The following is a 20,140-nucleotide window of genomic DNA, read 5'->3' as shown; positions in this document are numbered from 1 at the left end:
ATTATGAACTGTAAAAATATATACATCTCTTTTGCAACAATAGCATTTGCTTCCTTGGCACTGCTTTTCAGTTGTTCAAAATATGACAATCCCGGGCCGAATTTTGAAGAATATGAACTGCCACCGGATACCGTTGTACAGCGCAAAGTATTATTAATCTCTATAGATGGTACCGTAGGTAAGGAATTGAAAGAAATCATGCCCGAAACGATCAAATCTCTTATTCCTAACAGTAAGTATTCTTTCAGAGCAATAGTCGGTGAAAATACAGGTGATGCACCTACCTGGACGAGTCTGATGGTTGGTCAGACTTCAGCGACACATCATATCAGTAATGACGATTATTTACCTGAGCAGGGAGAGGATGAACATGCGGAATTAGTTTATCCGACTTCTTTTATAAACAGAATTGAGAAACTAACGCCGGAGAAAAAAACATATGCAATTTCTCAATCCACCGGTTTAGCTAATGTTTTGCTGCTGGACGCTGATGAAAGTGCTTTGGCGGCAAATGATGAAGATGCCAAAAATAAGGCCGTTGATTATCTGAAAAACAGAAATGTAGACATTATGGTTTTGCAGCTTACAGATGTCATCAAAGCGGGAGTAAATTCCTCTTTTTCGGCAAGTAGTCCGGAGTATGTGGCAGCAGTCAAAAAAGATGATCAATATGTAGGAGAAATTATCAATGCCCTTAAAGCAAGAGCCAACTATAAATACGAAGACTGGTTAATTATCCTTACATCCAATCACGGAGGTACGGGGAATACGTATGGAGGAAGCTCTTTCCAGGAGCGTAATTCTTTCACATTATATCATAATCCCAATTTTGCTTCCTCAGAGCTTAATGGCGAAATGATCACTCCTGTCAATTTCTACGGTTTCGATGGCAGTGAAACCAATTCACCGACAGAAGGAGTAAGAGCACGGAATGCGAATATAGGAACTACAGAAGATGATTATAATCCTGCTAAAACCAAGCAACTGACCATTGCAGCTAAAATCAAGATCAATAAGAATAAAGCACGGGGTGATTATTATTTTGACGTTCCTCCCTTCCTGAGTAAGACAAATGCCAGGACCGGGCAGACGCCGGGATGGTCATTCTTTAGAAATGGAAACGGTGTTTCTTTCTTTACAGCGGACGGCAGCGTAAAAAATGAAATGAAAGTAGATAATATATCACGTAACGGAGAGTGGGCACATATCACAGGAGTTATATATCAGGAAGGTGAAAATGTAGTGTCTAAATTTTATCTCAACGGAGTATTATCCGCCACGCAATCCAATAAAATGGATATTACAAAAGTATTATCCCCTAGTGCACTGACATTCGGTTTTCAGGGATCTACTTTCTTCAATCAGTATGTGGATTTCTATATGTGTGATGTCATGATTTTCAACAAGAGCCTGGAAGAAACAGAAGTGCGGGCTCTTGCCAATAAAATGGGTATTGCAGAAAGCGATTCCTATTACGCTAACCTGAAAGGCTACTGGCCGATGCAGGACAATGACAAGAGCGGCAAATTTAAAAATGCTATTTCCGGAAAACCTGATATTACCCTTCAGGGAAAGTACAGTTATAAAGTTTCGGCGAATACCTTACCTTTTGTAGATGCAAATAAAAGTATACTGTTTCAGGATATTGACATTACTCCGCAGGTCTATTACTGGATGGGAGTAAAAACTCAGGATACATGGAAATTGGAAGGAAGTGTTTTCTTAAACAAATTTGAAGTAGAGTTTTTAAAATAGACCATTATTAAAGACAACCAATTATGAAAGCATATATTCAACACCTATTTATTCTCTTTATCTCGGGACTGCTCCTGTTCACTTCCTGTAAACAGGATGAACTGATCTTTCCGGATGTTGTTCAGACAGAGGAGACGGTTACCACTACAAGACCAACCGCTCGCCCCAATAATCTGACGCTGTTCAGCAATTACAATCAGCAGATAGAGATCTTCTGGCCTGCTGTGAGTGACAGAGTCAAAAAGGCAACGGTTACCTACCAGGAAGCATCCGGAACAAAGTCCGTAGATGTCGTGAGTTTCGACAAACCTACAGTACTGGCTGTAGAACAGGAAAAAGAATACAGTATTAATATTGTCTATTACACAGCAGACAATACACCGTCAAAAACCAGTACAATCAAAATCACCTCCAAACCATTTGAAAATGAATTCAAAGCAAAAGGAGTTACCATGTTGGCATCTCCGGGAGGAGTCAGGTTTATATTTCCATCTACTACCGCAAAACAATTTGAGTATAAGATAAAATATCAGGCTGACGGACAACCAAAGGAAAAGGTAGTTACAAGCAGCGATCTGGATGTTATTGTAGAGGTAAATGGGCTTAGTGATGAAACCAAAGCCTATGAGTTCGATGTTACAGTTACTGATAAGGTGCTTAATCTGACTTCCAAAAGCTATCCTTACAGTCAGAAACCGGGCATTCTTCCTTACAAAGAGATTGCAGCGTCAATATCGATGTCAGGCTATTTCAATAAAGGGCAGATATTCTGGAGCAACGGAAGTGGTAAAAATGTTAATTTTGAAATCAGTTATTCATTAAACGGTACACCTCAAAAGCTAACGATCCCGAATACAGCTGTTGAAAACGGGAATTATATTTTCGCTATCAATTCTGCTGCGACAGCCATAGCCGTTAAAGTCACTGGAGAAGAAGGTTTGAGTACCGTTGTCAACGGATCAGTTGCACCAAGTCAGCTTAAAGCATTCAATACTGCTGATGCACGTAAAGGATGGACGCCATATGCTTCTAATTCAAATTCCACTTCCGAAGGTCCGCCATCCTTTATGCTGGATGCCAGCACATCTACCATATGGCATACACAATGGTCTACGACGACGACTTCTTCGCATCCGGCAGATCAAAAGTATCCTTTTACTTTGATCTTCACCTTTACGAAGACAAGAGCAGCCTCAGCCTCAGGACTCTTTAATGAGACTGCCCTCAGAACTCCGGCAGCTCCATTTGATCCGATTGTTGTAAAAGAAATCTCTTTACTTCACAGAAGTGCCAGTAACAGAGTAGTGAAAGATGTAAGAGTCTATGGAATAGATCTGCAGGGAAAAGAGATAGACTTTGGACAGTTTACATTGTCTAATACCGTGCAGGAGACCAAGCTGGCATTGAATAATAATGAAATTCTTAAAGCCGTAAAAATAGTCTGTCTCACCACATTCTCGACTACCAACCAATTTGCCAATTTCAATGAAATCTACATAACAGGTTATCCTGAAAAATAGATCTATTCTCAATAATCAGTTAATAAGTAAGGCCGGATATTCCGGCCTTGCTTATATCATAAGATCTTGCAGAATCCGAATGGATAGAACAGGGATACATCAGTTTGGGCTTACTTTAAAGATTTCAGATATGTCAGCACGAATTGATCAGCTTTTTGCAGAAAGATCTCCGTACGATCACATACAAGGTATAAATTATGCCCGTCAACCTCATAACTCGGAGAGTCTCTGAATTGTCGGAGACTATCACTTAGATTTTCTATTATTCCTCGTTCTTCCGGAACACTCAGACAGAAAATCTCCTCAGCAATGGGCGTTATGCATGACATGAGGTCGAACAGATAGACCAGATCTTTGACAGGAGGAGAATATCTTAACAGAATCAGAATCATGCCGAGGCAGATCTGTTCCAATGCAAGACTAAGCATTACAGCTACAGCTTCGTCATATCCGCAACCACATCCCTGTGAAGCCGAGGCTAACAGCCCTTTTGCATTGTTGTAGCGTATTTTCCAGATCTGTTCATCTGTTTTGTGTAGTACTAGTGGTCTTATCTCATGTGGATCAATATCAATAGAGTGTTTGTTATCCGTTACCCATTTTTCGGAACTGACTAAAATATGTTGATAAAAGGAATTGTTGTAATTTGCTTTTTCTCCCAACTCGTCAAGAGATTCACAAACCATTATAACCCGGATATGCTCAGGAAGTATGCTGTTGACTTCAGCCTGCTTTTGAAGGAATTCTTCTCTATGAATTCCGTTTACGACAAGTAAGTAGTAATGATGTAACTCTGTACTTTCAAGACGACTAATAACAGGGTTGCTTGCCCGTTGAGACCGGATAAGATAACTGAAGCAATAGATATGTAAACTATCCATAGAAGAGCGGATTGCTTGTATAATAAGCTCTTTATGCGTAGAAGCAGGATTTTCAGAAGGAGTATTCATATTGATTATAGATTGATAGTGGATAATGATGTCCGATGCAGAAATATATTAAGCCTCATCGGACAACAGCCTGATTCCAAAAGATGATTACCTGGTAACCTCTTTGATAAGATAAAGGATAGCCATAGCAGAATACTATACAGCATTCCTATCCTGTATGTCGTAACAGGACATGGAGTTGTATGACATATGCAATAAGAAGGGAGGGCGTTGATCCGCTATTCGGGTCTGTAGACCAGGCGGATAATAAAGAGTATCATTGAAGTCCTAATGTAATATGGTTCTTGGAGTAGGACTTATCTTCCTGAGGCATTCACTTGATCAAAAGATGATATAATTGATGTTTTTATTCCATTAGATTTATTAAGTTATACGATAGAGGAAATGAGATAATAACAACAGATACATCTGACAGATCTTCTGATTGTTTGGATTTTAAGTTATTTTTTGTACTTTTCATGAATGAAATATTTTAACTGGGTTGAGAATTTGTTTCTAAAACTAAGTTAGGATATTATTTTATCTTTTTCAAATAAAAAGTCAAAATAATGACTAATATTAAAGAACGTATTTTGGAGATAGCGGAATTTAAGAAGATTAACAAGGTTGATTTCTTTAAAGACCTGGGGCTTTCTTATGCTAATTTTAAAGGAGTGCAAAAGAATTCGTCTTTAGGTTCGGATACTTTGGTTACTATTTTAGCTAAATATAGTGATATAAATGAAGCCTGGCTTCTCAAAGGAACCGGAGAAATGCTTAAGGATGGTATCGGCGTAGCGCTAGATGATCCGGATGGATATGTGAGTATGCGGCATATTGACTCCACCATTGAAGCACTGAATAAAGTTGTTGAAACTCAGGAGATCACGATCAGGTCACAACTAAAGACCATAGCTGCCCTTGAAGCACAATTAAAACAACTACAAAAAAGAAAATAAAAAAACAGGGCTTTTAGAAAAGCCCTGTTTTTTTATTTAACAAAATTATTCTTCAAAATTCCCTAGAGAATAGGAGTAATCGTAATGTTTCTGAATTCAATTGGAGCATGGTCACCTTGAAGATAGATAGGTCCCGGTTCACCCTCTTTACTATCCAGAGCCCCTCCCGTGATACCAGGTATCTCTTGATTACTGATAATAGTTTTGCCATTAGCCACTATAGTTACCAGACGACCACGCAGAGTGATTTCATATTTCTGCCACTCATTAGGGCCTAAAGTCACCATCTCATTTGGAGCAATGAAACCATATACACCACCGAAATAAAGTGCTCCCGGATGTTTGTCTTTCGGACTATCTTCAATCTGAACTTCGTAGCGTCCGCGAAGATAGATACCACTGTTCCCACCTTCCTTATATCTGAATTCGGCAGTCAATTTAAAGTCTTCGAATTTTTGATCACTGATCAGGTTTGCACCCGCCTTTTCACTTGTCAGCACACCATCGACCACCTTCCATTGGTTTTCCGGTGCAGATGCTTTCCATCCGGTCAGATCCTTACCATTGAAAAGTGCTATAGGAGATCCCCACTTCACTTCCCCTGTACGATTCAGGTAAGGAGCTTTTACTCCGGTAAATGTAAACTTCTCATTCTTATTTGTCGTTACAGTACCTTTCAGATTGCCCGCATCCAGCTGACCCTCTATTGTAAAATCACCTTCGCCGCCTTCCCATTGAGGAGGAATAGCAAAGGAAAACTTACCATCTTTCAGAATAACATGAGAGACAGGGCGCTGACTACCGCTGTCGCCAACATAAGCACCTACCAATGTATTGAATCCCGAAAGTTTAATCTCAATCCAGGAAGGAGCCTCCTTGCCGTTTTTATCAACAGTAAGATCCCATCTGCCGATAAGGTCTTTGTATTCTTCCGGAATAGTCTGTGTCGCAGGATTGTGCACTTCTTCTTTGGCTACTGAATCCTGAGTAGCAGAACCATCTTTGGCAGTTGGATTACAAGATACCAGACCGGCACTGATTGAAGCCACAGCCAGAGCGCTGTACATAAATTTTTTGATCATTTTTATTGGTTTTTGGTCAACTAAAATTATTTAATGATGTATTCGGTTCCTCAGTCACGGATAGGTGTGCCGAATGAGGCCTTATACAAATCTACAAATTGCAGATGCCTTTTAATAACTTCGATCGTAACTTTTATATATTATTCTTCAGAATGTGTACCTCACTTCCATTAAATAAACATCGCCTCCCTGAGAATAGAAGAGGCGATGTCATCAGAGGTTACGGATTATAATATATTGCACTTATATCGTTCATGTTCTGCTATTTCAGGAGATTCTGAATAAAAGGGAGCATTTCAGGATGATCGAAATCAACACCTCCTATATGTTTTGTTACCATCTTTCCCGATTTGTCAATGATAATAGTTGTAGGGATCGAATTAGTGCTGAACTCTTCAGGTAAATTACCCTCTACAATATAATTAGGCAGGCTAAAACCCTTTTCCTTGATATAGGAGGTTGATTGTTTTAATTTGCCATCCACATCCATCATAATAAATACAATGTTGGGATTACTTTTAAGTTTATTGTAAAGATTGTTTAGAGAAGGCATCTCCTTTTTACACGGAGGGCACCATGTGGCCCACATATTTATAAAAATTACTTTGTTGCGTATATCCTTTAACACAATCTTTTCGCCTTTTGCATTTTTAAATACCGCATCAGTCTTTCCTAGAGCCTGTATCTCTGTCTTGCTATCCGTATAGTCGGGCTCTGTTAAAGGAGTATTCTCTGTTTTCAGTTCGTTAACCTGATTGCCCAATGCGTAGAGGCTGATTCCTGTGATCAATACCAAAGAAGTCATGATCCCAAGAATAATATGGAATGTTTTTTTGTTCATATAGAATATCAATAGAGTTGATTAATCAACGTAATAAATAAAGTGAAATTATACCGGATGAAAAGTATGATTAGGCTAAATCAGCAGGGTGCGGTTTAAGAGATAGGTGGGAGTGGGAGAACTGTAGTATCCAGCTGCGGTTGTATATTGTTTTACCGGAATGGCACGACAAAGTGAACCAAGGTCGTGAAAATAACGGATAATGGATGGAGCAAGGAAAGTAGGGGAGGAATGGCCGCTATGTGATCGCACACGGGTCATATTTGCACAGGTGACAGAGATAGTGCCTTTAGTCAGAGCGGTAGTTGTACCACCTGAAGGAAGAGCAATGTCTTCCTGATGGCTGTTCAGCGCTTTGATAGCCAGTTTGAAAGGACAGGAGCTGAATACACTGATAAATAAGATGAAGACCATATAAATAATGATCTTTGCCATATTTGTGTATTGTCTGTTATCTCTTCCTGACATGATAATAAAGATATCAAACCCTTTATATAAAGACAAATTGTAAGCCCTATTTTACAAACAGAGCTTACAAAAAGCTGTTCATTATTTTACTTCAAATACATTATTGGTATCATTGACATCGGCCAGACGGGCTGTTACATCAATGGTTGCCTTTTTTACAGCTTTGGAGACTTTAAACGTATAAATTGGTTTAGTCCAGAACCAGTCTTCCAGTACTGTTCTCTTGATACCCTGATAGACTGAAAAATTTTCAGCAGGTTTTTCTCCCCTCATCTCACGTAACGGAATATAGAACAATTCTTTGCTGCCATCCTGATATTCGACCAATACATCCAGAGGCATTGCGAAATCCGATTTATTGATCAGGTTGATTTCATTGTTTTCACCAGGAGTAATTGCATAGTCAATCTTGCGGGTCGTATTGATAAACAAATTAAAGTACCACTTCAGATTGATACCAGACACCTCCTCCGCTACGCGTTTGAAATCATTCGGAGTAGGATGCTTGAATTTCCAGAGCTCATAGAATTTTAAAAATGTAGCTTCCAGATTCTGCTGCCCAATAATATAACCCAGTTGTTCAGCAAGTACCTGACCCTTATTGTAAGCCTCATTGCTGTATGCATAGTTTGTATTATAATAATCTGCTAACAAGCTGGCAGGCTCTTCCTTACCGGACAGTGCCAGTTTAATATAGCTTTTGTATGCAGGAAGAACCGGATTGTCCGGCATAGGATTGGTCTTTTTGAATAAATGCTGAAAAGCCAATTCCTCGATATAACTGGTAAATCCTTCATCAAACCACTCGTCTACCGTCTCATTGATTCCGAAAAGATGCTGATACCAGGAGTGTGCTGCCTCATGGTAGATAACTCCTACCAGACTCTCTAATGATCTTTCACCAGTCACTAATGTCGTTGTACCATATTCCATTCCGCCGTCACCACCTTGTACCACAGTATAAGTAGACCATGGATATGCACCAAACTTGCTGCCGCAAAAATCAAAAAATGCGGTTGTATATTCCATCGCACGCGTCCAGCTTTCAGTGGTTTTAGCTCCGGGTTTATAGACCAGATATACATCCACGCCACCTTTGCTGCGCGCATGATTTACTAAGAACTGCTTATCCGCTGCCCAGGCAAAATCATGAATATTCTCTGCTTTGAATCGCCACGAAGCCTTACCTTTTGTCGACTGGACTTTAGCATTTTTGACATATCCTTTTACCTGATCCGGATTCTGTAAAGCGCCTGACCCCCCGATAACGTAATCCTTGTCTATGTTGATGGTGACATCAAAATTGCCGAAAGGCGCAATAAACTCACGTGCCACATACTCATCGAGATGCCATCCGAATTCGTCAAACTGGGCCATCTTCGGGTACCATTGCGTCATAGAAAGCTCAACACCCTCTTTTGAATTACGACCGCTGCGGCGGATTTGTTCAGGTATCTGCGCTTCCCATGTCATATCAAAGGTAGTGGAAGAATTAGGTTGTATCACTTTTGCAAGAGTTACTTCCAGTATAGTTCCGTCTACTTTGTAAGTAGTACCCGCGCCGTCCTGAGTCAGAGACTTTATCTTTTGATAACCAATCTGGTCAGGCTTTAGTGTCGCTATGCGGCTTTGGTATACCGGTTTTTCTTTCGTGCCGATATTGCTTGTCATCCGAGAATCCGGATCTGCAATATTTGCTAAACGATAATCCATCATACTCCCCGGCTGGAAAGCATTGAAATATAGGTGAAAATAAACTTTCTTAAGTTCCTGTCCGGAATTATTGGTGTACAGCAATTTCATTTTTCCATCATATTGATAAGATTTCTCTTTTACATCAATAACCATGGTGTAATCTACTTTTTGGTCCCAATAACCTTTACGTTGAGCAAATGCATTGGTACATAGCAATGCAATAAGAAATAAGAAGTACAGTTTTTTCATTATAAATGATGAATCGATTAATACTGCCAAACTTACGAAAAACCATTTAATGATGAAGTGCAGGATGTCTTCAATATGTACAATTCTTTCATTGGGGAGAGTAAAAGGCAATCCGGAAGCTTTCACAGAATTTAGCGAAGTCCTTCGCTTACCCTTCAGAACGAATTACATATTATAGTACTCTATATTATGATGTTGAATAAATTGAATCATAGCCTGTAATTCATCTTCATTCTGAAATAGTTTGTTTCTCCAGAAGCGGTATGAATGACCTTTACGCTGATATATAATCAATAGGTTTCCGCCTGATCGGGGGAGATTGCGGATATGAGAGATATTCGCCAGTGGCAGCTCTATATGTTTTTCACTTTTTATGATAGTCAGTTTCTGATCATCAAATGTCCAGTGAGAAGGAATACGGCTGTAACGTACTGCCAGAAAAATAACCAAAGGAATGGACACTAAAGTGATCAATACTTTGACGATTTCCTGAAAGGGAGTGAATGCAAGTAAAACAGCGATTAAAGTAATGCCGCCAAATATAAGAGCCATGTACTTGGCGCGGTGTAATGTTGAAATGTAATACGTTTGATCAGACATATATGTCAAGTTACTTTGGACAACCCCTTAAGGAATAAAAAAAGTGCCAAGTTTATAGGATTGGCACTTTTTCAGGTATTTTTATTTTAATCTTCTTCTTCCATATTCACGGTTTCACCTTTTTGATTGATATAGAAAGAATTTTCATGTTCATCAGTGACATAGGCGACTCCGTCCGAAAAAGCGCTGGCCAGACGGTATTTAAACGGAATCAGCACCTTACCATGCTTATCTATATATCCGTGAAGATTATTTTTTTCAGCAACGAGGATATCATTATCTATTCCTACTTCCAGATAAGTGTATCCGGCTAAGGTCGGATTTGATTTGTTAAATTCCTGAAGATAATACTTTGAATCCTGCATACCTATAAAATAGCTGTCCCTTATCTGAATAATACTTTCATAGGTAAATGGAAATACAATCTCATTTTTGAGATTGATAATACCCATCTTATTATCTTTCATTGCAGCAGTGAATTGCCCTTCAAATTCGTTGAGATATTCATATTGAGCCGGAATAAGAACTTCCCCCTCACGGGTTAGACAGCCATAGAGATTGTTTTCAGTGTATATAACAGGGCCTTCTGCCGTCCATAGCAGACTTTCATATCTGAACGGGATCAGGACCTTACCTGTCAGATCGATTGCTCCGTATTTTTCATTTGAATCGGACGCGATCAGAACATCCTCTCCTGTCACCAGGAGTTGGGTATAAGCTGCCGGAATAACGATATTACCTTCCAGATCCTGCACACCAAACAATTCGGTAGTTTCATCCTGAAAAGAAACCAGTGAATCGCTAATATAATTGTCCATCATAGCACTGTCAATGGTAGCATCCATAACAGAATCATTCCAGGCTTCTGTTTGAGGATATACCTGTTCCTGCTCTGTATAATCGGAAGGAATTTCAAATACTTTAGAGTCGTTTTTTACTTCCTTGACAGCAGAAGCCTGCAAGCCAACTCCATTGATGGTCATTAAAAGCATTGTTCCCGGAATTTTCTGAAGATATGTATTATCTCTCCAAAACAGTCTGGGAAGATCTTTGGTATACCATATTTCTGCTGTAGGGTCAAAGCCGTCTAATTCGTCAATTCCGGATAAATCAAAAGTAAGTGTGGCTTTGTTACATGTATACCCCAGAATCTGCTTTTGTTCCTTATCATCAAAAGATAAAGTACCAACTATAGAATAAGCATTATCAAATGTTTTTTTTACAAAAGTTTTATATGTCGGACGTAATAAAACAGTTTCTTTTTTAGCAATATCGATAAGCTCTATCTTAGCATTTTTGTTTTTGCCCTCAACCCGAATAAAATCTCTATTATAGATAATATCATTAAGCAGGTCTCCGTCATTTCCTATCATACTGATTGTTTGAACCGTTCCTGATTCACTTTCGGATAATTTCTTCTTTTTCTCCGCTAATCTGTTTTTAAATTCTGCAGATGTAAAAAAAATATATTTAATATTATATGTAGGGGACTGAGATTGTGCCGAATAGCTTACAAGAAGCAAGGCTATTAATAAATAAAATTTATTCATGTAGTGTGGTTCAATTCCAAGTAACAAAAGTCTTGTTAAATAGCGAATAAAACAAACGTTTTCGTGAGCATTTGCGATATTTTATACCGCTAAAGTTACAGTTTCTGTAATCAAAATCGCATATTTGGAATATAATACCTAACCATGATGAACAGATACCTGCTAATTTGTTTTTTTATTTTGATCAACAGCATCTCAAATGCACAAAATAAACCGAATATTCTGATTATTATTTCAGATGACCACTCTTTTCAGACTATCGGAGCATATGGTTCTGCCGTAGCACATACTCCGAATATTGATCGTATAGCGAAAGAAGGAACTGTCTTTGACCGTGCCTATGTTACAAATTCGCTTTGTGGTCCCAGCAGAGCGACATTGCTTACCGGAAAGTACAGCCACAAAAACGGCTTTAAGGATAACGAGAATTCACATTTTGATCATAGTCAGGCTACATTCGTCAAAGATTTACAGGGAGCAGGTTATCGCACAGCCTGGATCGGCAAACAACATCTGGGAGCCAAACCGCAAGGGTTTGACTATTACAGTATACTGGATGGTCAGGGGCATTATTTTAATCCCGTTTTTATTAATCAGGGAGACAAACGCGAACAGATAGAAGGATATGTTTCGGATATTGTGACCGAGAAAGCGGAGCGATGGTTAGATACCTTGAATAAAGATAAGCCATTCTGTCTGATATTAGGCCATAAAGCTACTCATCGTTCATGGCTGCCTGATCCCAGGGATTTCGGAACCTATGATCAGGCTGAAATTCCGTTGCCGGACAACTTCTACGATCAGTATGACAAAAGAAAAGCTGCAGCCGTACAGGAGATGAGTATTGCAAAAGATATGTTGCTGCCCTATGACCTGAAGATGTATCCTACAAAAGAGGATATGCGAAAAGATTATGATTTTTCCCGCTTTACAGAAAGTCAGTTTGAGAAATACTATGCTTACTACAAACCTATTCAGGACGATTTCTACGCACGCAAACTCTCCGGCAAACAACTGGAAGAATGGAAGTACAGACGTTATATGATAGATTATCTTAATACGGCCGCTTCTCTGGACCGGAATATAGGCGAGGTGCTGGATTATCTTGATACGCACGGACTGAAGGATAACACGATTGTAATCTATCTGTCTGATCAGGGATTTTATATGGGAGAACATGGCTGGTTCGATAAACGTTTTATGTATGAAGAATCTTTTCGTACACCTATGGTTGCACGGTATCCGGGAGTGATCAAGCCCGGCACACATACAGAAGCCCGGGTAATGAATATCGATATTGCTCCGACTTTATTGGAAATTGCAGGGGTCAGAATACCGAAAGAAATACAAGGCAAATCATTCTATTCTGTACTGAAAGATGCGAAGAAACCTTTCAGAAAATCCAGCTATTACCATTATTATGAGAACGGTACACACGCTGTATCTCCGCATTTTGGAATCAGCGATGGTAAGTACAAGCTTATCAGATTCTATAAAAGAGTAGAATCATGGGAATTATATGATCTGGAAAAAGATCCTCATGAAATGAATAATATCTACGCAGACAAGTCATCCGAGGCAATTATCGGCCGGATGAAAAAGAAACTGCTTGCAGAAATCAGACAGGTAGAGGATAATGAAGCAGAAGCTATTTTTGAACAAAAACTATGAGTGTGAAACATATATGCAGTTATATCAGTCTGACTGTTTTCCTTTTTGTGGGTCAGCAGATACAGGCACAGGATAAACAAAAACCTAATGTACTGATGATCTACGTGGACGATCTGGGCTATGGCGACCTCAGTATCTATGGCGGGCAGGATATAGAGACACCTCATCTGGATGAATTGGCGACCTCCGGAATAAGATTTACAAATGCGCATGCTGCAGCCTCTACCTGTACGCCGTCCCGTTATGCACTGATGACCGGTAATAATCCTTATCGTGCTAAAGGTACCGGTATCTTACCCGGTGATGCGGCACTTATTATTCCTCAGGATAAAATCACACTTCCCAAAGTATTTCATCAGCAAGGCTATACTACAGGGATTGTTGGGAAATGGCATCTTGGATTAGGAGAACAGGTAGAAAAAGACTGGAACGGCAAGATTGCACCCGGACCATTAGAGGTTGGATATGATTATTCCTTTATCTTCCCGGCTACAGCAGACCGTGTTCCCACAGTTTTTCTCGAAAACCATTACGTACTTGCAGCAGATGCTAAAGATCCTATACAAGTAAACTACCGGCAAAAAATCGGGAACGAGCCCACAGGAAAAGAAAATCCGGAATTACTCAAACTGCATGCTTCTCCTGGTCAGGGACATGATAATACTATTGTAAACGGAATAGGACGCATAGGCTGGATGACAGGAGGAAAGGATGCCAGATGGGCAGATGAAGAGCTAACACTGACATTTTTTGAAAAGGCGAAGGAATTTATCAAAACCAATCAGAAGAAACCATTTTTCTTATGTTACAATGCTACAGAACCTCACGTACCGCGTATGCCGGCAACCTTATTTAAAGGCAAAAGCAAACTCGGGCTTCGTGGAGATGCTATTCTCCAGCTGGATTACACTGTGGGACAATTGGTACAGGAGCTAAAAAATAACGGTCTCTATGAGAATACTATCATTATTTTTACCAGTGACAATGGTCCGGTTTTAGATGATGGATATGCAGATCAGGCAGTGGAGAAATCCGCTAATCATGATGCATTCGGCGGATGGCGAGGCGGCAAATACAGTGCATTCGAAGCAGGTTCACGTGTGCCCTTTCTGGTGAGCTGGCCTGCGGTCATCAAAGGAGGGCAACAGTCAGATGCACTGATCGGACAAGTAGACTTGCTGGCTTCGTTTGCCGGCCAGTTAGGAGTTTCTTATCCCAAAGACCAGGCTGTAGATAGTCAGAACCAATGGAAAACTTTAATAGGAACAGACAAAAAAGGCCGGACCTATCTGGTAAAAAGTTCCGGAACGTTTTCCATTATACAGGGCGATTATAAGTATATCAAACCGCGAAAAGGAGCCAAAATTGACAAAGCTGTAAATATCGAACTGGGTAATGACGAGCAACCGCAGTTATATAATCTGCGTACCGACAAAGCGGAAAAGGAGAATATAGCTGCTAAGCATACAAATAAAGTGAAAGAACTGGAGCAATTGTTACAATCTCAGCTATAATGATAGTTTGATTTCTGACATTGCAAAAATCTTCCCAACTTTGTGTCTATGTCCTTCTCAAAAAGATTAATTGCCTGGTATGATCAGCATGGACGTGATTTGCCCTGGCGACATACACAGGATCCTTATATCATCTGGTTATCTGAGATTATTTTACAACAAACCCGTGTAGAGCAGGGAATGCCTTATTTTATGCGGTTTTCAGAGCAGTATCCCACTGTTCAGGATTTCGCTTCCGCAGATGAGGATCATATACTCAACCTGTGGCAAGGTCTGGGGTATTATTCCCGGGGACGAAATATGCATAAGGCTGCGCGAATGGTTGTTTCTGATTTCGCAGGAATTTTTCCAACAGCGTATGATGAGGTTATTAAGCTTCCCGGAGTAGGAGAATATACTGCAGCAGCAATTTCATCCATTTCCGCAAATCAGGCTAAAGCAGTACTGGATGGGAATGTTTTCCGTGTATTATCCCGGTATTTTGGAGTAGAAGTCGAAATCAATACTCCGGCAGGAAAGAAGGTTTTTACCGAACTGGCAAATGAAATGCTGGATGCAGATGATCCTGCGCGGTATAACCAGGCTATTATGGATTTCGGAGCTATGCAATGCAAACCCAAATCACCAGCCTGTGGTATCTGTATCTTTAATCAGGAATGCGTAGCCCTGAAAGAAGATAAAGTACATCTGCTACCCCTTAAAAAGAAAGGAAAAGGCAGCAGAAACAGGTATTTCCATTATTTTATTATAGAAGAGGATGATAAGATTATGATGTCCAGACGTGGTGAAGGAGATGTATGGCAGAACCTGTATGAATTTCCGATGATTGAAACGACAGAACCGCTTTCGGGACTCGATATTCTGAAAGATGAGCGTATAAAAGAATATTTTTCGGAAGATCTTTCCCTTGAATTAAAAGGCAATGTAATCAAACATATACTCAGTCATCAGAATATTTATGCACAATTCTATAAAGTCAATAATCCTTCAGCATTAAAGTTGAAAAAAAAGTCTTGGAATTATGTATTCTTAAAAGATTTAAATAAATTAGCTCAACATAAGTTGATTTTTAGTTTTATAGAAACCAACATTAGCTAATTACTAAACACCTAAATTTATATCATGTCAGGCATTAACAAAGTTATCTTGGTTGGGCATTTGGGCAAGGACCCTGAAATCCGTTACTTAGAAGGCAACGTCAGCGTTGCCAGTTTCCCGTTAGCAACTTCAGAAACATTCAACAAAGATGGTCGAAAAGTAGAACAAACAGAATGGCACAATATCGTGATGTGGAGAGGCCTGGCCGATGTTGCAGCCAAATATTTGAACAAAGGGCGTCTGGTATACATTGAAGGACGTCTCAGAACGCGGACTTATGAAGATAAGGAGGGGATTCGCAGATACACTACAGAAGTAGTAGCTGAGAACTTTACTTTACTAGGTCGTAAATCTGATTTTGAACAACCAGCTCAGGGTGGAACCACTGCTGCGTCGGCAGATAAAGCAGTAGAAAATAAAGAGCAGCAGGTTGACTTTAAAGAGTTAGATGATGACAATGACGGACTACCGTTTTAAAAGAAAAGAGACGATATAATGTTACTAAAGGATTCTGCTAAAACAGGATCCTTTTTTAGTTTGTATGTAAAATACAGCGTTATCCTGATCAGGTGTAAATCTTCAGTTAGACGGGTAATATGACAACCAGGTGTCGGTATTCGTAAAACTAATGCGCAATCAATACCGATGTCATTTTAACTTTTTTAATTTTTGCTGTATCTTTGGCCTTATGTTGCAAGATAAAATAAAGCAGTATACTGAAGAGATCGAGCAGTTCAATCCGCAGACTTCAGCTGATGTAGAAAATTTCAGATTGAAATTTTTGGTTTCCAAAGGAATAGTCAAGAGTTTATTTGAAGAATTTAAGGCCGCTCCTGCTGATGAAAAGCGTGTTTTAGGTAAAGTACTAAATGATTTCAAACAACTGGCTGAAGGTAAATATCAGCAGGCACAGGAACAATTTGGTTCCACAGGAAAAGTAAGTCAGGCTAAAGCTGAAGGAGATCTTACCCTTCCGGGCGATGGCTTTACGTTAGGTGCCCGTCATCCCTTATCTCTGGTTAGAAAAGAAATTGTTGAAATCTTCAAGAAGCTGGGTTTTATCGTTGCAGAAGGGCCGGAGATCGAAGACGACTGGCACAATTTCTCTGCACTGAACTTCCCGCCCGAACATCCGGCAAGGGATATGCAGGACACTTTTTTTATCAAAAAACAAGATGGTAATGATATTGCTCTTCGTACGCACACCTCTTCTGTACAGGTGCGTCTGATGGAGGCTGGTCAGCCACCGTTCAGAGCTATTATGCCGGGACGAGTATATCGTAATGAAGCTATATCTGCACGTGCACATTGCTTTTTTCATCAGGTAGAAGGACTGTATGTCGATGAGAATGTATCATTTGCAGATCTTAAGCAGACCCTGTATCATTTCGTACAGGAACTATACGGAGAAGGTACAAAAGTACGGTTCAGACCGTCTTATTTTCCATTCACAGAACCGTCGGCCGAGATGGATATTTCATGCACCATTTGTAAAGGTGCCGGTTGCCAGTTATGTAAATATTCCGGCTGGGTAGAAATCCTGGGTTGTGGTATGGTTGATCCTAATGTGTTGGAAAACTGTGGTATAGATAGTACTAAGTATTCCGGGTTTGCATTTGGCATGGGTATAGAACGCATCACAAATCTGAAATATGAAATCAGAGATTTACGTCTGTTCTCTGAAAATGATGTTCGTTTTCTGAATCAGTTCCAAACAGAAATTATATAAATGAAAGCATTGCTCAGACTTGGTATAGTTGCATGTATTACTTTATTAGTATACTCCTGTTCTAAGGGAGGTTGTAATGTTGTACCAAGTGTGAGTGTGCACTATAGATTCAGTCAGTCAAGCAATCCTAAGCTGTTTGCTGCGGGAGGAGCAGATGTGATTAATGGAATCGGTGTTGCAGGTGTTATTGTATACAATACGGGCAATAATACCTTTATTGCTTATGACCGATGCAGCACAGTCAATCCGGAACAGCGAAACAAGGTGGTGCTGGATGAAAACCCAAATGTTGCAAAAGATCCGGTGAGTGGTGCTAAATGGCTCTTGCTGGATGGATCGCCGCTGGATATTGCAGAATGTCCGCTGAAGCCCTATTATGTGATGAAGCAAGGTGAGACCTATATTATCCAAAATTGATATATAATGGAGCCTGAAAAAATAGTTACATCCATAAAAAAGGCTGCCAGAGAGCTGTTCAGACGATACGGCTACAACAAGACCAGTGTCAACGAACTGGCAAAAATGGCCAATGTTTCCAAAGCCACCGTCTATAAATATTTTATCAGCAAGGAGCTTATTCTCCATGCGATCCTGATGGATTATATCCGTGAAAATGTTAAGGACATTCTTGATAAAAATGTAAATCAAAAAGATCTTTCCACTTTTCTGGCCAATACCATTCTGCGTGTCAGTCGTCTGACGTATACCGTATGTAATGAGTTTGTCGGATGGGAATTTATACGGGAATCTGCCAACGCACAGGAATATCTAAAAACCCTGTCTGAAGATCTGGAATTTTTACTGTTGAGCTCATTTATACAGAATGAGGCTATCGCCAGCGAAGTTCCTGAAGAAAAGCTAACCTTCCTTATCAAGACCAGTAAAAACGTCGTTTTTTCATTTGCTTTCACGGCGGTATCTGATGCTGACGTTCGCAAAAATTTTATTTCTTTCCAAAAAGAAATACTCCCATATCTTGTACAGGCAGCATTGATCTAATCTGCTTCCAGTTATGATCGCATTGAAGGTCTGATTATTTCCGGTAAAAACTGTATTTTTGCGCCTATCATGAGAAGAAGAATTCCACAAGAGAAAAAGTTTATTTCGGATATTGCTGTTATTGATATCGCTGAAGAGGGAAAAGGGGTAGGTAAAACCGATGAATTAGTGTTGTTTATTGATAAGGCCATACCCGGTGATGTAGTAGATGTGGAATTGATCAAGAAAAAGAAAAATTTCGCTGAAGCGAAAGTCGCAGCACTTAAGAAGGCTTCCGAATACCGCATAGATCCCTTTTGTGAACACTTCGGAGTATGTGGTGGTTGCAAGTGGCAGCATATGGATTATAATGGCCAGTTGAAATTTAAACAACAGACTGTTGATAATGTACTTGCACGAATAGGTAAGGTAGATACTTCGCTTATGGAGCCTATTTTGGGATCCGGAGAGACCGAGTATTACCGGAATAAACTGGAATATACATTCTCAAATAAAAGATGGCTGACTTCTGTAGATGATGCTAATGAGGGACTGGAAATGAATGCACTGGGATTTCATGTTCCCGGACGTTTTGACAAAATTCTCGATATAGATCATTGTTATTTACAGCAGGATCCTTCCAATGCTATCCGTAATCATATACGTGCATTTGCGATAAAGCATCAGATTTCTTTTTATGACCTCCGCGAACACGCCGGAGCATTGCGTAATCTTATTATACGTACGGCTTCTACAGGAGAATTGATGGTGATTGTTGTATTTGCCTATCCGGAAGAAGGACAGGTAGATTTACTGATGAATGATATAAACAGTAGTTTTCCGGATATTGATTCTTTGCTGTATATCATCAATCAGAAAAAAAATGATACCATCTTCGATCAGGATATTCACATCTTCAAAGGAAGAGATTTTATCTATGAAGAGATGGAAGGATTAAAATATAAAATCGGACCAAAGTCATTTTATCAGACAAATTCACTTCAGGCATACGAATTGTATAAGATTACAAGAGAATTTGCAGGATTGACAGGAGATGAGTTAGTGTATGATCTTTATACAGGTGCAGGTACTATTGCCAACTTCGTTGCCAAAACGGCACGCGAAGTGATCGGTGTCGAATATGTACCTACAGCTATTGAAGATGCTAAAATCAATTCCGCTATCAATCAGATCGGCAATACAAAATTCTATGCCGGCGATATGAAAGATGTGCTCACAGCAGATTTTATAGCCGAGCACGGAAAACCGGATGTTGTCATTACAGATCCTCCGCGTGCAGGCATGCATGGAGATGTGGTACAACGATTGCTGGAAATGGAAGCAGACAAAATTGTATATGTAAGCTGTAACGCTGCTACACAGGCACGTGATCTTGCATTATTGAATGAAAAATATACGGTGGATCGTATCAAGCCTGTTGATATGTTTCCGCACACGCAACACGTTGAAAATGTGGTGCTATTAAAATTGAAAAGGTAAGC

Annotated in this window: 18 protein-coding genes; 11 read left to right on the top strand and 7 right to left on the bottom strand. The window is 39.8% G+C overall.

Going from position 1 to position 20,140, the window contains the following annotated elements; all coding sequences use genetic code 11:
- Nucleotides 1-3 precede the first annotated feature (3 nt).
- Both I6J03_RS07255 and I6J03_RS07250 read left to right on the top strand, forming a co-directional pair.
- On the top strand, nt 4-1,755 hold the full coding sequence (locus I6J03_RS07255; RefSeq protein WP_232279754.1) for a LamG-like jellyroll fold domain-containing protein: 1,752 nt from the start codon (nt 4-6) through the stop codon (nt 1,753-1,755).
- A gap of 23 nt (nt 1,756-1,778) precedes the next feature.
- The gene (locus I6J03_RS07250; RefSeq protein WP_003008842.1) at nt 1,779-3,275 is read left to right on the top strand and encodes a hypothetical protein; all 1,497 of its coding nucleotides are present in this window, start codon (nt 1,779-1,781) and stop codon (nt 3,273-3,275) included.
- 110 nt (nt 3,276-3,385) lie between these two features.
- Here the strand turns inward: I6J03_RS07250 and I6J03_RS07245 are convergent, their stop codons facing one another.
- Nucleotides 3,386-4,225, bottom strand: a complete 840-nt coding sequence (locus I6J03_RS07245) for a hypothetical protein (RefSeq protein ID WP_003008840.1) — start codon at nt 4,223-4,225, stop codon at nt 3,386-3,388.
- Between the two features lie 548 nt (nt 4,226-4,773).
- Here I6J03_RS07245 and I6J03_RS07240 point away from each other — a divergent pair.
- Nucleotides 4,774-5,163, top strand: coding sequence for a hypothetical protein (locus I6J03_RS07240; protein ID WP_003008838.1), 390 nt, complete (start codon nt 4,774-4,776; stop codon nt 5,161-5,163).
- 62 nt (nt 5,164-5,225) lie between these two features.
- On the opposite strand, the gene I6J03_RS07235 is transcribed toward I6J03_RS07240, so the two are convergent.
- The 6 genes from I6J03_RS07235 to I6J03_RS07210 form a co-directional block, all read right to left on the bottom strand.
- Complete coding sequence (locus I6J03_RS07235; protein WP_003008836.1) at nt 5,226-6,245, bottom strand: 3-keto-disaccharide hydrolase; 1,020 nt, start codon at nt 6,243-6,245, stop codon at nt 5,226-5,228.
- 262 nt (nt 6,246-6,507) lie between these two features.
- Nucleotides 6,508-7,086, bottom strand: a complete 579-nt coding sequence (locus tag I6J03_RS07230) for a TlpA family protein disulfide reductase (RefSeq protein ID WP_003008834.1) — start codon at nt 7,084-7,086, stop codon at nt 6,508-6,510.
- Nucleotides 7,087-7,161: 75 nt separating this feature from the next.
- Nucleotides 7,162-7,554, bottom strand: a complete 393-nt coding sequence (locus I6J03_RS07225; protein ID WP_236586219.1) for a hypothetical protein — start codon at nt 7,552-7,554, stop codon at nt 7,162-7,164.
- An 81-nt stretch (nt 7,555-7,635) separates the two neighbouring features.
- Nucleotides 7,636-9,498 (bottom strand): M1 family metallopeptidase, encoded by a 1,863-nt coding sequence (locus tag I6J03_RS07220; protein ID WP_039990211.1) that lies wholly within the window; start codon nt 9,496-9,498, stop codon nt 7,636-7,638.
- 165 nt (nt 9,499-9,663) lie between these two features.
- Nucleotides 9,664-10,098, bottom strand: a complete 435-nt coding sequence (locus I6J03_RS07215) for a hypothetical protein (RefSeq protein ID WP_232279753.1) — start codon at nt 10,096-10,098, stop codon at nt 9,664-9,666.
- An 86-nt stretch (nt 10,099-10,184) separates the two neighbouring features.
- The gene (locus I6J03_RS07210) at nt 10,185-11,648 is read right to left on the bottom strand and encodes a WG repeat-containing protein (protein WP_003008825.1); all 1,464 of its coding nucleotides are present in this window, start codon (nt 11,646-11,648) and stop codon (nt 10,185-10,187) included.
- A 144-nt stretch (nt 11,649-11,792) separates the two neighbouring features.
- On the opposite strand from I6J03_RS07210, the gene I6J03_RS07205 reads away from it, so the two are divergent.
- From I6J03_RS07205 to rlmD, 8 genes are all read left to right on the top strand, one after another.
- Nucleotides 11,793-13,319 carry a sulfatase family protein gene (locus I6J03_RS07205; protein WP_003008823.1) on the top strand — a complete coding sequence of 509 codons (1,527 nt, stop codon included), beginning with the start codon at nt 11,793-11,795 and terminating at the stop codon, nt 13,317-13,319.
- Entirely contained in the window at nt 13,316-14,833 is a 1,518-nt protein-coding gene (locus I6J03_RS07200; RefSeq protein WP_003008821.1) for a sulfatase family protein, read from the top strand. Before I6J03_RS07205 ends, I6J03_RS07200 begins: the two co-directional genes overlap by 4 nt.
- Nucleotides 14,834-14,881: 48 nt before the next feature.
- On the top strand, nt 14,882-15,931 hold the full coding sequence (gene mutY, locus I6J03_RS07195; protein WP_003008818.1) for an A/G-specific adenine glycosylase: 1,050 nt from the start codon (nt 14,882-14,884) through the stop codon (nt 15,929-15,931).
- 24 nt (nt 15,932-15,955) lie between these two features.
- Entirely contained in the window at nt 15,956-16,408 is a 453-nt protein-coding gene (locus I6J03_RS07190; protein ID WP_003008816.1) for a single-stranded DNA-binding protein, read from the top strand.
- 211 nt (nt 16,409-16,619) lie between these two features.
- Nucleotides 16,620-17,660: a phenylalanine--tRNA ligase subunit alpha gene (pheS, locus tag I6J03_RS07185; RefSeq protein WP_201694259.1), complete on the top strand. Its 1,041-nt coding sequence runs from the start codon at nt 16,620-16,622 to the stop codon at nt 17,658-17,660.
- Nucleotides 17,661-18,077 (top strand): hypothetical protein, encoded by a 417-nt coding sequence (locus tag I6J03_RS07180; protein ID WP_003008811.1) that lies wholly within the window; start codon nt 17,661-17,663, stop codon nt 18,075-18,077.
- A 6-nt stretch (nt 18,078-18,083) separates the two neighbouring features.
- Complete coding sequence (locus I6J03_RS07175; RefSeq protein ID WP_003008809.1) at nt 18,084-18,659, top strand: TetR/AcrR family transcriptional regulator; 576 nt, start codon at nt 18,084-18,086, stop codon at nt 18,657-18,659.
- A gap of 69 nt (nt 18,660-18,728) precedes the next feature.
- Nucleotides 18,729-20,138 (top strand): 23S rRNA (uracil(1939)-C(5))-methyltransferase RlmD, encoded by a 1,410-nt coding sequence (gene rlmD / locus I6J03_RS07170; RefSeq protein WP_003008807.1) that lies wholly within the window; start codon nt 18,729-18,731, stop codon nt 20,136-20,138.
- The last annotated feature ends 2 nt before the right edge of the window (nt 20,139-20,140 follow it).

The organism is Sphingobacterium spiritivorum, assembly GCF_016724845.1.
Lineage (GTDB): Bacteria > Bacteroidota > Bacteroidia > Sphingobacteriales > Sphingobacteriaceae > Sphingobacterium > Sphingobacterium spiritivorum_A.
Note: the sequence above shows the minus strand (reverse complement) of the source record. Positions and strands in the feature narration are given on the sequence as shown.

Bases quoted from the DNA above. Each gene is read 5' to 3' on its own strand.
- I6J03_RS07180 (WP_003008811.1), top strand. From the start codon at position 17,661: ATGAAAGCATTGCTCAGACTTGGTATAGTTGCATGTATTACTTTATTA.
- I6J03_RS07215 (WP_232279753.1), bottom strand. From the start codon at position 10,098: ATGTCTGATCAAACGTATTACATTTCAACATTACACCGCGCCAAGTAC.
- I6J03_RS07230 (WP_003008834.1), bottom strand. From the start codon at position 7,086: ATGAACAAAAAAACATTCCATATTATTCTTGGGATCATGACTTCTTTG.
- I6J03_RS07250 (WP_003008842.1), top strand. From the start codon at position 1,779: ATGAAAGCATATATTCAACACCTATTTATTCTCTTTATCTCGGGACTG.
- I6J03_RS07240 (WP_003008838.1), top strand. From the start codon at position 4,774: ATGACTAATATTAAAGAACGTATTTTGGAGATAGCGGAATTTAAGAAG.
- I6J03_RS07255 (WP_232279754.1), top strand. From the start codon at position 4: ATGAACTGTAAAAATATATACATCTCTTTTGCAACAATAGCATTTGCT.
- mutY (WP_003008818.1), top strand. From the start codon at position 14,882: ATGTCCTTCTCAAAAAGATTAATTGCCTGGTATGATCAGCATGGACGT.
- I6J03_RS07205 (WP_003008823.1), top strand. From the start codon at position 11,793: ATGATGAACAGATACCTGCTAATTTGTTTTTTTATTTTGATCAACAGC.
- I6J03_RS07190 (WP_003008816.1), top strand. From the start codon at position 15,956: ATGTCAGGCATTAACAAAGTTATCTTGGTTGGGCATTTGGGCAAGGAC.
- I6J03_RS07210 (WP_003008825.1), bottom strand. From the start codon at position 11,648: ATGAATAAATTTTATTTATTAATAGCCTTGCTTCTTGTAAGCTATTCG.
- I6J03_RS07245 (WP_003008840.1), bottom strand. From the start codon at position 4,225: ATGAATACTCCTTCTGAAAATCCTGCTTCTACGCATAAAGAGCTTATT.
- I6J03_RS07225 (WP_236586219.1), bottom strand. From the start codon at position 7,554: ATGTCAGGAAGAGATAACAGACAATACACAAATATGGCAAAGATCATT.
- rlmD (WP_003008807.1), top strand. From the start codon at position 18,729: ATGAGAAGAAGAATTCCACAAGAGAAAAAGTTTATTTCGGATATTGCT.
- I6J03_RS07220 (WP_039990211.1), bottom strand. From the start codon at position 9,498: ATGAAAAAACTGTACTTCTTATTTCTTATTGCATTGCTATGTACCAAT.
- I6J03_RS07200 (WP_003008821.1), top strand. From the start codon at position 13,316: ATGAGTGTGAAACATATATGCAGTTATATCAGTCTGACTGTTTTCCTT.
- I6J03_RS07175 (WP_003008809.1), top strand. From the start codon at position 18,084: ATGGAGCCTGAAAAAATAGTTACATCCATAAAAAAGGCTGCCAGAGAG.
- I6J03_RS07235 (WP_003008836.1), bottom strand. From the start codon at position 6,245: ATGATCAAAAAATTTATGTACAGCGCTCTGGCTGTGGCTTCAATCAGT.
- pheS (WP_201694259.1), top strand. From the start codon at position 16,620: ATGTTGCAAGATAAAATAAAGCAGTATACTGAAGAGATCGAGCAGTTC.